The sequence below is a fragment of the Hwangdonia lutea genome (assembly GCF_032814565.1).
In the GTDB taxonomy this organism is placed as follows: Bacteria; Bacteroidota; Bacteroidia; order Flavobacteriales; family Flavobacteriaceae; genus Hwangdonia; species Hwangdonia lutea.
The window spans coordinates 1770996-1786213 of record NZ_CP136521.1 but is presented as its reverse complement, the minus strand read 5'-3'; the positions used below and the strand labels follow the sequence as shown (position 1 = coordinate 1786213).

Here is a 15218-nt window from a genome sequence, read left to right as displayed (position 1 = left end):
TATTTTTAAATTATCATTAGAATTTTTGCCTCTTCGTAACCATAAAATGAACAATAAACGTATATTGAAATACCCAAAATCGATTTTTATGAAAACCTATTATTTAAGAAACTGGTTTGTTTTATTGTACTTTGCCGTATTATCATGTACGGTTTCATGCTCCAAGAATGATTCCGCTGAAGATATTGAAAAGCGTGAAGCACTTACCATTAAAGAAAACATATTCCAATTAGTTAATGCTCATCGGGCAGTTATTGGTAAAGAACCACTTGCTACAAATTATCTAGCCAGCCAATTAGCCGAAGAACACACCCGCTATATGATAACGCAAAACGATATTAGTCATGACAATTTTGATGACAGAGCCGACAGATTGTTTGATGAGGAAAACGCTAAAAGCGTAGGCGAAAATGTTGCTGCCAAACAAAGGTCTGCAAAAGACGTTATGGAAGCTTGGTTAAATAGCACAGGGCATCGCGAAAATATTGAAGGCGATTTTACACATATTGGCATTAGTGCCGTTAAAAATGATGTGGGACAGTATTATTATACCCAACTTTTTTTGAAACAGTAAGACATTGTAAGCTTTACTTTAATATGCGAAATATTAACAATATATGAAAATGATTCCCTTTTTGAAGGGGAATGATTTTAGGATATTTAAAGATAAACTTAAGTCATTTTTTAGTTTGAGAATTCCCCTCCTTGGAGGGGCTAGGGGTGGGTTTTTAATTCCTCAATGGTTTTCTCAATTTCTGTCAACACCCAACTAAGATTATTTTTAACATCCAAATCTCTAAACCTAATCATTGTAATTCCAAACGATTCTATGCGCTTTTGCCTCTTAGCATCATTTTCTTGATGGCCTTCTTCAAAGTGAATTGAACCATCTACTTCAATAGCTAACCCAAGATCTTTACAATAAAAATCAACTATAAAATTATCTATAGGGATTTGCCTACTGAATCTTGCACCAATTTTTTTAGCCTTTATTTCACGCCATAAAGCTATTTCTCCCACAGTCATGTTGTTGCGAAGATTTTTGGCAAGCGGAACTAAATCTGGATTATATGGAATTATTTTTCTCATTTTATGACCCACCCCTTAATCCCCTCCAAGGAGGGGAAAAACATTGTGCTAAGTTTTAGAATTTTGCTTTTCTTTAATAATATAAATTATAAATTTTTAAAAATAACTTAATCATATTTCTAAATTGTTCCCCACCAAAAAGAGAAAGGTTTATGGGGTTTTTTAATTACAATCTACTTTCATTTTTTTGAAAATTCCCCTCCTTGGAGGTGCTAGGGGTGGGTTTTTTGCATTTATAAAAATCAGTCAATAAACCTATAATCCCATAGTTTATTGTTCATAAATCCCGATAGTCAATTCGCCTTTATCGTCCATAGTCGCACGGTACATCCCAGCTGTATTGAATTCGGCTACCATATTCCCATTTATGTCAATGGCAACAATACCACCGGTGCCACCAAGTTTAGTCAGTTTATTTTGAATGACTTCCTTTGAAGCTTCTTTAAGCGACAAGCCTTTGTACTCCATAAGCGCAGAAATATCGTAAGCCACCATACCACGAATAAAATACTCGCCCCAACCCGTGCTCGATACGGCGCAGGTGTTATTATTGGCATAAGTGCCAGCCCCAATTATGGGCGAATCGCCAATGCGCCCCCAGCGTTTGTTGGTCATGCCGCCTGTTGAAGTTCCAGAAGCTAAATTCCCGTTTTTATCGAGTGCCGCACAACCTACCGTTCCAAATTTTGCATCTTTAATATCGGCATCGTAAAATGACACTTTAGTATCGTGATCCAATTCTGTTTTTTCTTTATCTTTTATGTTTTGAAGGGATTTAAATCGTCTTTCGGTATAAAAATAATCTGGGTCAACAATTTGCAAATTTTGTTCTTTAGCAAAGGCATCCGCACCTTTTCCAGAGAGCATTACATGAGGCGATTTGTCCATTACGGCTCGCGCCAAATCAATGGGGTTTTTAACGGTTGTTGTTCCAGCGGAAGCACCTGCATTCAAAGTGTTTCCATCCATTATCGAGGCATCGTGTTCGTTGGTTCCTTCATTTGAAAAAACAGCACCTTTCCCAGCATTAAAAAGCGGCGAATCCTCCATAACATTTATGGTTTTGGTTACGGCATCCAAACTGCTTCCGCCGTTTTTCAAAATATTATAACCCACGCGAATGGCTTCTTCTAATTTCTGTTTGTAAGCGCTTTCCATTTCGGCAGACATGTTCTTTTTTAAAATCGTGCCCGCACCTCCGTGAATGATTATAGCAAATTCTTGTTTTGGCATTTTGGTGGTTTCTTCAGTATTATTTTCAACATTTTTACAAGCGCTGAAAACGAATAAAACAGACCATAAAAAGATAATTTTTTTCATAATGATTTAGATGTATTGAATGGTTTTAAAGATAGTATTTAAATATAAAATTGAGGAAAACAAACCCTAGAAATTAGTATATTCGCAAATAATTTGAATAATAATATTAAAACAAAAATATATGAGAGCGGTGATAACTGATTTCGGAATTGAAGAAACGCTAAAAACATTGGGGATAGATGCTGTAAATGATGGCACATCAACAGGGTCAAATCATTTTTCCAACGGCGAAATAATTGAGTCGTATTCGCCAGTTGACGGAAAATTAATTGGAAAAGTAAAAACGACCACAAAAGCAGATTACGATAAAGTGATGGATGCGGCAACCAAGGCTTTTAAAACTTGGAGGGACATACCAGCACCACAACGCGGAGAAATTGTACGCCAATTTGGAAACAAACTGCGTGAATTAAAAGAGCCATTAGGTAAATTGGTGTCTTACGAAATGGGCAAATCCCTGCAAGAAGGCTACGGCGAAGTGCAGGAAATGATTGATATCTGCGATTTTGCTGTTGGTTTATCACGACAGCTAAATGGCCAAACCATCCCGTCTGAACGTCCGGGGCACGTTATGCGCGAACAATGGCATCCCATTGGTGTGGTGGGCATTATTTCGGCATTTAACTTTCCAGTCGCTGTTTGGGCGTGGAACACCGCTTTAGCGTGGATTTGTGGTGATGTTTGTGTTTGGAAAGCTTCAGAAAAAACACCGTTATGCGCTGTGGCCTGTCAAAATATTATTGCCGAAATCTTAAAAGACAATAACTTGCCCGAAGGCATTTCGTGTATTATAAATGGCGATTACAGAGTGGGTGAGTTTATGACCACCGATAATAAAATCGCGTTGGTCTCGGCAACCGGTTCCACCAGAATGGGACGTATTGTTGGAAAAACAGTGGCCGAACGTTTTGGCAAATCCCTTTTGGAATTGGGCGGAAACAATGCCATTATCATCACACCATCGGCCGATTTAAAAGTCATTGTTCCCGGTGCTGTATTTGGTGCTGTGGGCACTTGCGGACAACGCTGTACATCAACACGTCGTTTAATCATTCACGATTCGGTTTACAATAAAGTTAAAGATGCCATTGTTGGTGCTTACAAACAATTAACGATTGGAAATCCGTTAGACGAAAAAAATCATATTGGGCCACTAATCGATAAAGATGCCGTAAACACCTATTTGGCTGCCATTGAAAAAGCAAAAGCCGAAGGCGGAAACGTTTTAGTTGAAGGTGGTGTTTTAGAAGGTGAAGGTTATGAAAGCGGATGCTATGTAAAACCAGCCATTGTTGAAGCTGAAAACCATTTTGAAATCGTACAGCACGAAACCTTTGCTCCCATTTTATATTTAATGAAATATTCTGGGGATGTTGAAAATGCCATTGAAAAACAAAACGGTGTGGCTCAAGGATTATCCTCGGCCATTATGACAAATGAACTGAAAGAAGCCGAGAAATTCTTGTCGTATGCAGGTTCAGATTGTGGTATTGCCAATGTAAATATCGGGACTTCGGGTGCCGAAATTGGTGGTGCTTTTGGTGGCGAAAAAGAAACTGGTGGCGGACGCGAATCAGGCAGCGATGCTTGGAAAGTGTACATGCGCAGACAAACCAATACTATTAATTATTCTGATGAATTGCCTTTAGCGCAAGGGATTAAGTTTGATTTGTAATTGGCTTTTAAGCAATTTAAATGTTCAGAAAACCGTTTCTATTTGAAACGGTTTTTTTTGTGCTCTTTTTCCAAAATTAAACCTATTTAAAATATCCGAGTCTAAAAAGTGCAGCAAAATATTAGTTATGAAACCCAAGCACATTCAACATTTATATCGACGCGTTGGCTTTGGGCTGCTCCCCGATCAGCTTCAAACGTTATTAAAAAAAAGTAAAGCGCACATTGTTGATGGCCTTGTTGAAGCTTCAAAAACCGTAACGCCGTTGCGAGTTGACACTTCCGAAATCGAAGCCGTTTTTAGTGGTAACATGATGGTTACAAAAAAACTTAGTCCCGAATCCCGTCGTAAAATCAGAAAGTTAAGTCGTGAAAAACAAATGGAATTCAACTTGGCTTGGATGGAACGACTTACCGATTCCACCGAAATTTTAAGGGAAAAAATGACGCTTTTTTGGGCCAACCATTTTGTGTGCAAAGACAACAGCATTACTTACATCCAGCAATTTAACAATACCCTAAGAACACATGCCCTCGGTAATTTCAAGGCTTTTGTAAACGCCATTTCAAAAGAAGCCGCCATGGTAAAATACCTAAACACCAAACAAAACAGAAAGCAAAACCCCAACGAGAATTTTGCCCGAGAGCTGATGGAACTGTTCACTTTGGGAGAAGGCCATTACACCGAAACCGACATAAAAGAAAGCGCCAAGGCCTTTACCGGTTACAGCCATAATTTGCGGGGCGAATTCGTTTTTAGGAAACGGCAGCACGATGAAAGCGATAAAACCTTTTTTGGCAAAGCCGGAAACTTTTCGGGCGAAGACATTGTCGATATAATCTTGAAACAAAAACAATGCGCCACATTTATCTGCGGAAAAATATACCGTTATTTTGTAAATGAAAACGTGGATGAAAACCATGTTAACGCGATGGCCAACGTGTTTTATAGAAACTATAACATTGAAACTTTGATGCGCTACATGCTCATGTCCGATTGGTTTTACGATAAAAAAAACATCGGTGTAAAGATAAAATCGCCCATTGAGTTTTTGGTGGGCTTAAAAAGCACAGTGCCCATTACATTTAAAAACCCAAAACAATGGCTTTACATGCAAAAACTATTGGGGCAAATCCTATTAAACCCGCCAAATGTCGCCGGATGGAAAGGTGGCAAACAATGGATTGACAGCAACACCATTGTACTGCGGTTAAAGCTTCCGTCTTTGTTGTTGAACAGCGCGTACATCTCAAAAGTTAAAACCGGTAAAGCGGATGCTAAAATAGATTTTAAAAAAGCTGTGTTCAATAAAAAATATGGTAAACGTTTTAAAGCGGATGCGAATTGGAGTTATTTCAACAGCCATTTTAAAAATGTTAAGATGAGTGAATTGGAAACACACCTTTTGGCTTGTAAAATAAACGATAATACAAAAGCGTATTTAAGGACTTTAGATAAACCTTCGAAGCAAGAATATAGCATACAGCTCATGTCGTTGCCCGAATATCAAATGTGTTGATAATAAAAAATTCGCCAATGTGTAGCGTTGGCGTATCAGTTGAAATTGTCATTCTCGCGAATGCGGGAATCTAAAAAAGAATTTTGCTTTAGGAAAATTATTTATTTATGGACAGAAGAAAATTTTTAAAACAGTCGTCTTTGGCCAGTAGCCTATTTTTGGTACCCAGTTTTGTGCGCGCTTTCGAGGAGGTGGCGAGCAGTAAATTGGGGTACAAACGTTTGGTCATCATTCAGCTTTCGGGCGGTAACGATGGGTTGAACACCGTGATTCCCTTTAGAAACGATTTGTATTACAAAAACCGACCAACCCTAGGGATTTCAAAAAGCAATACCATTAAAATTAATGATGATGTTGGGCTACATCCCAGCTTAAAACCTTTAAAACAGCTGTACGACAAAGGCTATTTGTCAATCATCAACAATGTAGGGTACCCCAATCCGGTGCGGTCGCATTTTAGGTCGATGGACATTTGGCAAACAGCTACCGATTCCAATAAATATTCGCAAAGCGGATGGATTGGCAGGTATTTAGATCATTACGGAACGCACCCACACAGTGCCATTGAGGTTGATGAAAAGTTATCCCTTGCCATGAAAGGCGAAACCTTAAATGCCTTGGCGACGCAAGATGCCAAATCGCTGTACAATTTATCTAGAGACCCCTATTTTAAAAACTTGGCAAAACACCAAAACGACACTCATTTAAGCGAGCATAATTTAGGCTATTTGTACAAATCGATGATTGCCGCCCAATCGTCTGCCCAATATATTTTTGAAACTAGCAAAACCGTGTCCACTAAAAAAGAATACCCCAATAACAAATTTGGAAAACAAATGAAAACCACGGCGCAGTTTATCAATTCGCATTTGCAGACCAAAGTATTTTACACGGCTTTGGATGGTTTCGATACGCACGTTAATCAATTAAATACCCAAAAGCGGCTGTTGGGCATTTACGCCAAAAGTGTAGAGGCTTTTGTAGATGATTTAAGAGCCCACAACACCTTTAAAGATACCTTGATTTTAACGTTTTCTGAATTTGGGCGTCGCGTATCGCAAAACGCTAGCATTGGCACCGACCACGGTACGGCAAATAACATTTTTGTTATCGGCGAGAATTTAAAGCGCCAAGGCATCTACAACAATGTGGCAAGTTTAAACGATTTGGACGATAACGGCGATTTAAAATTCGAAATAGATTTTAGAACCATTTATGCTACCGTATTAGATAAATGGCTTGAAGTAGATGATAAAAAAGTACTTAACAAGTCATTTAAGCAATTGGATTTTATTTAAAGTAAAACCATCAACTATACTTTACCTTTCTTAAAATGCGCAAGGCTTCTTTATAAAGGCTGTACAATTCCTCGCTATACGCTTTTAGGTAGGGTTTTGCTTCGTGAAGTTTATCAATGGCTTCATGGAAAAGATTGAGGTAACAAATTAAGTACGTTACCGGTAAGTTTTTTAAATCTTGTTCTTCATTTTTTGTAAAAGGAAGTCCTTTTTTAAGCTTTTCCAAAATGGCATTGTTGGCATTGTAAATATGATGCAGTACTTTTTTATCAAACTGAGGTGGCTCGAATAATAATTTTGTTTCAATATTATAATTGGCATTATCTTCAAAACTTATAATGGTTTCTTCCAACGGATAATATTTATTGGTGTTTTGAAGCCCTAAATTCACATATTCGATAATCTTAAAACTATCCGAATCAATAGAAATTGAAACCTCATCGAATACCGAAAAAAACAAGCGTACTTGCTCGTTTATCAATTCGATATCAACCCTAGAAAAAAAGGTTTTCTCTTTTACTAATTTTTTTTGGGCAGACCAGCATACCACAAAATATTCTTTAAACACTTTGTATTGCGCATTGTAATCTTTACGGGTGTTCATAAAATGAAAAACAGCATCAAGGGTATGCTCAATATTGTTTTGCGCGTGGTTTTCAATGGCCTCGACAATTTTGGAATTGATGTCTTTTAGTTCAATATCGAACACCTTTGGCATGCTCATGCTACCGTCTCTAAAAAACACCGAACCGCCATAATATTTCCATATGTTTTTGCGCAACGATGTAATTTTCCCCGTGGGACGAATGGTGACCAAACCCACAACTTTATCGTCGGGCAAATGCGGAAACGGAATGTTTTCGTACTGCACAATGGGCGGGTGATTTAAATAGGCGTTAATGAGGTTTTGGATTTTGCTATCGTCAAAAAAATCGACACCAATAATATTATTATCCTCATCTTCAACACCAATTACAATGTACGAGTTGTTTTTTGGGTTGCTGTTTGATAGCGCACAAATATGTTTTAAAAACTTTGCCTTCCCTTCTTTTTGGCTAATATCGATTTTACGTTTTTTATCGTAAAAACTGTTCTCATCGTTGTGAGCCAAAAGGTGTTTTATAAGAAGGCGTTTGTTGATCATTTTAAATATTGTCTATTTGTCATTCCCGTGAAGGCGGGATTCTTATAGTTTTAATTCTAAAGTTCTCTTTTCACTATCGTCGAACTCGCCTGCGCAGTACAAAACACCAATAAATCGGCAATATTAACATGTGGCGGACGCGAAATGGCAAAGTAAATAATCTCCGCAACATCTTTGGCTTGTAGCGCTTTGTAGCCTTTGTAAACGGTATCGGCAACGGCATCGCCTTTAAAACGCACTTGCGAAAATTCGGTTTCAACCAAACCTGGATTTATGGCGCCTACTTTTATTCCAAACGGATTCAAATCAATACGCATCCCTTCGGTTATGGCCAAAACGGCATGTTTACTGGCACAATACACATTGCCCTTGGGGTAGACCTCTTTACCCGCCGAAGACCCAATATTTATAATATGCCCTGATTGCCTTTCGGTCATTTGCGGGATTACGGCTTTGCTCACATAAAGTAAGCCTTTTACGTTAATGTCCATCATGGCATCCCAATCGTCTAAATCTCCTGCTTGAATAGGGTCTAAGCCATGTGCATTTCCAGCGTTATTAATAAGAATATCGATGGTTTTAAATGCTTTTGGAAGCGATTCTATAGCTCGCAGCGTTTCGGCTTTATCGCGCACATCAAAGTTTAAAATATGTACGTGGGTTAGCTTTTCCAAAGCCTGCTGAATTGTTTTTAAACGTTCTAATCGTCTTCCGCAAAGCACTAAGTGAATCCCATGTTTTGCGAACTCATAAGCCGTGGCTTCGCCAATGCCACTTGTTGCTCCAGTAATTAGGGCGGTTTTTGTCATTTTTAATAAGATATTATGCGTTTTTCATCTTATAAAAATACTTAAACAGATTGAATAGCCTTTAGTAGAAATGCAACATTTACAATAAACTTATCATAATTATATGTTAAACGCTGTAATCATTGCATTCCGCTTAACTTTTAACCAATTTTTAACAGCATTACAATAAAAATTTTAACAATTTGCAATGCTCAAAAAAAGAGTGGTATATTCGTGTCCTTTGTGCTCTGGGTTTACCGTAAAAAAAACCGTTTTATTAAGGTGAATTCAAAGCTGAAAGGACATGCTTTTAAAAAAATAAAAAAATGGAAGAGACAGGTACAATTGATATTAAGACCATTAACGAAAAAATAGAAAAAGAAAGTGCTTTTGTTGATTTGCTCATGCTGGAGATGAACAAGGTTATCGTGGGACAAAAACACATGGTTGAACGTTTGCTTATTGGCTTATTGGGTCAAGGGCACATTCTGCTTGAAGGTGTTCCCGGTTTGGCAAAAACATTAGCTATTAACACCTTATCACAAGCGGTTGATGGCAGTTTTAGCAGAATACAATTTACACCAGATTTGTTACCGGCCGATGTTACCGGAACCTTAATTTACAACATGAAGGTTAGCGATTTCTCGATTAAAAAAGGGCCTATTTTCGCAAACTTTGTTTTAGCTGATGAAATTAACAGGGCGCCAGCAAAAGTACAATCGGCCTTACTAGAGGCGATGCAGGAAAAGCAAGTTACCATTGGCGATGAAACCTTTGCTTTAGACAAACCATTCTTGGTAATGGCAACACAAAACCCTGTTGAGCAAGAAGGAACTTACCCGTTACCAGAAGCTCAGGTAGATCGTTTTATGCTAAAAACCGTTATAGATTACCCCAAACTAAACGAAGAGCAGTTTATTATGCGCGCCAATTTAAAAGGCGCCTGGGATAAAGTAAACCCTGTGGTTTCTGTAGCGCAAATATTAAAAGCTCAAGAGGTAGTTCGTGAGGTTTATATGGATGAAAAAATCGAAAAATACATCCTCGATATCATATTCGCCACGCGTTACCCCGAAAAATATAAGCTAGCCGATTTAAAACCATTAATCTCTTTTGGAGCTTCGCCTCGTGGTAGTATTAATTTGGCAACAGCGGCAAAATGTTTCGCTTTTATTAAGCGCCGAGGCTATGTAATTCCTGAAGATGTGCGTGCTGTGGTGCACGATGTTTTAAGGCATAGAATTGGCATTACTTACGAAGCTGAGGCCGAAAATGTAACCTCAGAAGACATCATCAATAAAATTGTAAACGAGATTGAGGTACCTTAAAAAAGTTCAAAGTTTTAAATTTAAAGTTTAAAGTTAACCTAACCTTGAACTTTTAATATTTAACCTTGAATATCTAACATGGATACTAAAGAATTACTAAAAAAAGTACGGAAAATTGAGATTAAGACACGGCGATTGTCTGATCATATTTTTGGAGGCGAATACCATTCTACCTTTAAGGGGCGTGGTATGACCTTTTCTGAAGTACGCCAGTATCAATTTGGAGACGATGTGCGAAATATCGATTGGAATGTAACCGCGCGCTACAACGAACCGTATATTAAAGTTTTTGAAGAAGAACGCGAACTCACCATGATGCTTATGGTAGATGTTTCGGGCTCGGAATTATTCGGTACCCAAGAGCAATTTAAAAATGAAGTGGTTACCGAAATTGCTGCAACTTTAGCGTTTTCAGCAACCCAAAACAACGATAAAATAGGGCTCATTTTATTTTCTGATAAAGTAGAACTTTATATTCCGCCCAAAAAAGGACGTTCGCATGTATTGCGTATTATTCGTGAATTGATTGAGTTTCAACCAGAAAGCAAACAAACCAATATTGCCGAAGCTTTAAAGTTTTTATCGAACGTAATGAAAAAGAAAGCCATTGTGTTTGTACTGTCCGATTTTATTGCTGACGATTATAAACAAACCATGAAAATCGTTTCTGGAAAACACGATGTTACGGGCATTCGCGTGTATGATAAACGTGAAGAAGACTTGCCTAATTTAGGCATGGTACAAATGCAAGATGAAGAAACTGGTGAGTTAATGTTGGTTAATACGGCATCAAAAAAAGTAAGGCGTAATTACGGCAAGTTCTATCAAGAAAAAGTAGACTATTATACGGATGCCTTTACCAAATCGGGTGCGGGCATAATTGATTGTCGTGTGGATGAAAGTTATGTAAAAAAACTGTTGGGCTATTTTAAAAGAAGAGGCTAATGAGTGCGAAGTTAGAAGCATGAAGAAAGCAAAAATGGATAAAAAAATTAAGATAAATATTAAAGATAAAGGCAAAAAAACTTCAAGCTTCAGGCTTCGGGCTTCAAGCGTTATTTTCTTTTTCCTATGCTCTTTTTCCGTTTTAAACGCCCAAGTTACTTCGGCCATCGATTCAACCTCCATAAAAATTGGAGAGCAAATCACTTACAGTATTCAAGTGGAAACCGATTCAACGAGTTTAGTCGTGTTTCCCGAAGGACAAACATTTTCACCCTTGGAAATGATTGAATCCTATAAAGTAGATACCTTAAAAAACAACGACAGATTCAATCTTATAAAAAAATACGGTTTAACCCAATTCGATTCGGGCTCGTACACCATTCCGAGGCAAAAAATTATTATTGGCGATAAAACCATATTTACAGATTCGCTAAAAGTTGAAGTACATAATGTGGTTGTTGATACCACAAAACAAGGGTTGTACGACATAAAGCCTATTATTGAAGTGGATAAAAGCGGAAGCAATTGGTGGAAATATGTATTGCTAACACTACTAATAATCGGCATTATTGGGTTTTTAATCTATTGGTTTATTTGGCGAAAAAAACCGCTTTCAGAAGAAGAACAAATTGCTTTATTGCCCCCTTACGACAGAGCAAAATTAGCCTTAAAAAAACTTGACGAAAGCCAATATTTAGAACACGAAAACCTTAAGGATTACTATTCTGAGCTCACATTCATCATCAGAAAATATCTTGATGAAAAGGTTTACGACCGCGCCTTGGAAAGCACTACAGATGAATTGATAAGCCGACTTAATTTACTAAAAGATGGCAATCAAGTTGATATTAGTAAAGACGATATTAAAAAACTTGAAAGCATTTTAAAACGTGCCGATTTAGTGAAATTCGCAAAATCTGCTCCAGATGTTGAATTGGCAAAATTAGACAGAAATACCATTGATGTTGAAATCGATAATGTTAAAGAGGCATTGCCCGAACCCACAGAAGAAGAAAAACTTTTAGACGAAAAATACAAAGCCGAACAAGCCCGCAAAAAGAAGCGTAAAAAAGTTATAATAACCGTGGCTATTGGTGTGTTTTTACTCATATCAACCTTTGTTGGCTTTGGTTTAAAGTATGGTTTTAGCTATGTTAAAGACACCATTATTGGGCACGAAAGCAAGGAGCTTTTAGAGGGCAATTGGGTTACCAGCGCCTATGGTTATCCACCAATAACCATTTCAACTCCAAAAGTTTTAAAGCGTGTTGAGGTACCGATGGCAGAGGGGGCCAAAAGCAACATGTCGGTTTCGGCGTTTAGTTATGGTACACTTTTAGATTTCTTTTCGGTAACGGTAAGCACAACTGTGTTGAACAACGCGGGAGAAAACAACATAGATTTGGAAAAGGTTTCAGAAAACAGCCTTAAAGCCTTCGAAGCAAAAGGCGCCAAAGACATTGTTGTATTAAGAGATAAATTTACAACACCAAATGGTGCCGAAGGGTTAAAAACCCACGGGACATTAAAAATACCAAACCTCACTTCAGAAAAACTTCAAAGTGGAAAATACACCATGCTTCAGTTTGCATCGCAAAACGTTTTGCAACAAATTATAATTACAAGTGCAGAAAATGACACCTATGCAGACCAAATGGTAGAACGTATTTTATATTCAGTAGAACTAAAAGAAGCCGAAGAATAATGTTTGAGGGAATTCAATTTTTAAATAAAGAACTGTTTTGGCTATTGCTACTGTTGCCATTAGCGCTCTTTTGGTACGTGTTAAAACATAAAAAGCAAACAGCCGAATTAAAAATGTCGAGCTTAAAAGGCTTTAAAACCACAAATTCGTGGCTGCCAAAAGTAAAGCACTTGCTGTTTGTTTTAAGATTAATGGCATTGGCTTTATTAATATTGGCCATTGCAAGGCCACAAACGGTTGATGTTTCAACAAGAACCAAAACCACCAAAGGCATCGATATTGTAATGGCCATTGATGTGTCGGCAAGTATGTTGGCTAAAGATTTATCGCCAAATCGGTTAGAAGCTTTAAAAAAAGTAGCAGCCGAATTTATTAAAGGCCGACCAAACGACAGAATCGGTTTGGTGGAATATGCCGGCGAAAGCTTTACCAAAACACCAATAACCAGCGATAAATCTATCGTTTTACGCTCTTTAAAGGATATAAAATACAATACGATTATTGAAGGCGGTACAGCCATTGGCATGGGTTTAGCCACCTCGGTAAATCGATTGAAAGATAGCAAAGCATCTAGTAAGGTTATTATTTTATTAACTGATGGCGTTAACAATTCTGGATTTATAGACCCAAAAATTGCTAGCGAACTCGCTTTGGAATACGATATAAAAACATACACGATTGGTATTGGCACCAATGGCACTGCGTTAACTCCGGTTAGCATATTGCCCAATGGTAATTTTCAATATGCACGTGCCCAAGTTGAAATAGATGAAGAACTACTTAAAGAAATTGCCCAAGTTACGGGTGGCAAATATTTTAGAGCGACCAACAACAAGAAATTAGAAGAAATTTACAACGAAATAAACAAGCTTGAAAAAACAGAAATTGAAGAATTTAAATTTTATAATTACGAAGAAAAGTATCGTTCATTAGTCCTTTTAGCAGGAGCATTATTGCTTTTAGAATTACTATTGCGCTTTACCTTTTTTAGAAGTTTTATATAAAATATGTTTTTTTCATTTCCGCGAAGGCGGAAATCTCATAATACCGAAACAAGAAAAAAGATAATAAGTAAAACACAAATAGAATATTAAGTAAAACACAAATAGAATATATTAAGTCACACTGAGCTTGTCGAAGTGTTTTTAAAAATACAGGAAATTGAAATTTGTTTTAAAACAACTAAACAAATCCACGAAAAACAAATAAACAGTACATGCAGTTAGAAGAAAAAATATGGTTTTGGGCACTGGGAATTATTCCGGTAATAATCCTGTTCTTTTTGGTGCTTCAAATCTGGAAACACAAAGCTCAGCAAAAATTTGCCGATAAAAAGCTGCTTAAAAGATTAAGTCCTAATAGGTCTTTATTCAAATCCATTTTAAAAATAGTGGTTTTAAGTTTGGCATTTGCCTGTTTAACCTTAGCGTTGGTAAACCCTAAAATAGGCACCAAGTTAGAAACCGTAAAACGCGAAGGCGTCGATATTGTTTTTGCTGTCGATGTCTCAAAAAGTATGCTCGCCGAAGATATTGCCCCCAACCGATTGGAAAAATCGAAACAATTGGTCACGCAAATCATAAATAATTTGGCAAGCGATCGCGTTGGTATTATCGCTTATGCGGGAAAAGCGTTTCCGCAATTGCCCATAACCACAGATTATGCGTCGGCTAAAATGTTTTTAAACAGCATGAATACCGATATGCTTTCGTCGCAGGGAACCGCCATTGACGAAGCCATTAAATTGGCTAAAACATACTTTGATGACGAGCAGCAAACCAACCGGGTACTCATTATTATTTCTGATGGAGAAGACCACGGCGAAAATGCCGTTGCACTTGCCGAAGAAGCCAATAAGGAAGGTATTCGGATTTTTACTATTGGCGTGGGCGATGTAAAAGGTGGTCCCATTCCCGAAAAACGCAATGGTATTGTTTTAAATTATAAAAAGGATAACCAAGGCGAAACGGTGATTACGCGGTTGGATGAAGAAACACTTAAAAAAATTGCCGCAGAAGCCAATGGTGCCTATATAAACGGTAAAAGCACCAGCGATGTGGTTGAAAATATCAGGGAAATTTTAAATAAAATGGATAAAACCGAGTTTGAAGCCAAACAATTTGCCGAATATAAAGACCAGTTTCAATGGTTTTTAGGCTTTGGTATTTTCTTTTTACTCCTGGATGTTTTTCTTTTAGAACGAAAAACGGCATGGTTGAAAAAGTTGAATCTGTTTAACGAAAACTTGTAAAGTATCGCTTTGAAACATGTTTCAAAGCATCCGTTGAAATTGTCATTTCCGCGAAAGCGAAAACCTTATGAATTAAGCTATTATTAATAAACATTTATAAAATTTTTAACGAACTTAAACTAAAAGGTTTTCTATATTAGAATTTAGAATCGATAA

13 protein-coding genes are annotated in these 15218 nt (G+C 37.4%); 9 read left to right on the top strand and 4 right to left on the bottom strand.

Annotated elements, in window-relative coordinates; translation table 11 throughout:
* Positions 1-88 precede the first annotated feature (88 nt).
* Positions 89-574, top strand: coding sequence for a CAP domain-containing protein (locus RNZ46_RS07720; RefSeq protein WP_316984802.1), 486 nt, complete (start codon positions 89-91; stop codon positions 572-574).
* A gap of 140 nt (positions 575-714) precedes the next feature.
* On the opposite strand, the gene RNZ46_RS07715 is transcribed toward RNZ46_RS07720, so the two are convergent.
* Together RNZ46_RS07715 and RNZ46_RS07710 are read right to left on the bottom strand one after the other, a co-directional pair.
* Positions 715-1089, bottom strand: coding sequence for an endonuclease domain-containing protein (locus RNZ46_RS07715; RefSeq protein ID WP_316984801.1), 375 nt, complete (start codon positions 1087-1089; stop codon positions 715-717).
* Between the two features lie 270 nt (positions 1090-1359).
* Positions 1360-2409, bottom strand: coding sequence for an isoaspartyl peptidase/L-asparaginase family protein (locus RNZ46_RS07710; protein ID WP_316984800.1), 1050 nt, complete (start codon positions 2407-2409; stop codon positions 1360-1362).
* Positions 2410-2530: 121 nt separating this feature from the next.
* Here RNZ46_RS07710 and amaB point away from each other — a divergent pair, with 121 nt between their 5' ends.
* The 3 genes from amaB to RNZ46_RS07695 all read left to right on the top strand — a co-directional run bounded on the left by amaB (position 2531) and on the right by RNZ46_RS07695 (position 6901).
* On the top strand, positions 2531-4084 hold the full coding sequence (gene amaB, locus RNZ46_RS07705) for an L-piperidine-6-carboxylate dehydrogenase (RefSeq protein WP_316984799.1): 1554 nt from the start codon (positions 2531-2533) through the stop codon (positions 4082-4084).
* 127 nt (positions 4085-4211) lie between these two features.
* A complete protein-coding gene (locus tag RNZ46_RS07700) occupies positions 4212-5603 on the top strand; it encodes a DUF1800 domain-containing protein (RefSeq protein ID WP_316984798.1) in 1392 nt (463 codons plus the stop codon).
* Between the two features lie 107 nt (positions 5604-5710).
* Complete coding sequence (locus RNZ46_RS07695; protein WP_316984797.1) at positions 5711-6901, top strand: DUF1501 domain-containing protein; 1191 nt, start codon at positions 5711-5713, stop codon at positions 6899-6901.
* 10 nt (positions 6902-6911) lie between these two features.
* Here the strand turns inward: RNZ46_RS07695 and RNZ46_RS07690 are convergent, their stop codons facing one another.
* Positions 6912-8045: an ATP-binding protein gene (locus tag RNZ46_RS07690; RefSeq protein WP_316984796.1), complete on the bottom strand. Its 1134-nt coding sequence runs from the start codon at positions 8043-8045 to the stop codon at positions 6912-6914.
* Positions 8046-8101: 56 nt separating this feature from the next.
* Positions 8102-8854 (bottom strand): SDR family NAD(P)-dependent oxidoreductase, encoded by a 753-nt coding sequence (locus RNZ46_RS07685; protein WP_316984795.1) that lies wholly within the window; start codon positions 8852-8854, stop codon positions 8102-8104.
* A 305-nt stretch (positions 8855-9159) separates the two neighbouring features.
* Here RNZ46_RS07685 and RNZ46_RS07680 point away from each other — a divergent pair, with 305 nt between their 5' ends.
* The 5 genes from RNZ46_RS07680 (at position 9160) to RNZ46_RS07660 (ending at position 15062) form a co-directional block, all read left to right on the top strand.
* On the top strand, positions 9160-10161 hold the full coding sequence (locus RNZ46_RS07680; RefSeq protein ID WP_316984794.1) for an AAA family ATPase: 1002 nt from the start codon (positions 9160-9162) through the stop codon (positions 10159-10161).
* Between the two features lie 78 nt (positions 10162-10239).
* Positions 10240-11106: a DUF58 domain-containing protein gene (locus RNZ46_RS07675; RefSeq protein ID WP_316984793.1), complete on the top strand. Its 867-nt coding sequence runs from the start codon at positions 10240-10242 to the stop codon at positions 11104-11106.
* 19 nt (positions 11107-11125) lie between these two features.
* Complete coding sequence (locus RNZ46_RS07670; protein WP_316984792.1) at positions 11126-12811, top strand: BatD family protein; 1686 nt, start codon at positions 11126-11128, stop codon at positions 12809-12811.
* Positions 12811-13815, top strand: coding sequence for a vWA domain-containing protein (locus RNZ46_RS07665; RefSeq protein WP_316984791.1), 1005 nt, complete (start codon positions 12811-12813; stop codon positions 13813-13815). The genes RNZ46_RS07670 and RNZ46_RS07665 overlap by 1 nt, the downstream gene beginning before the upstream one ends.
* Before the next feature lie 212 nt (positions 13816-14027).
* Positions 14028-15062, top strand: a complete 1035-nt coding sequence (locus RNZ46_RS07660) for a vWA domain-containing protein (RefSeq protein WP_316984790.1) — start codon at positions 14028-14030, stop codon at positions 15060-15062.
* Positions 15063-15218: the final 156 nt, after the last annotated feature.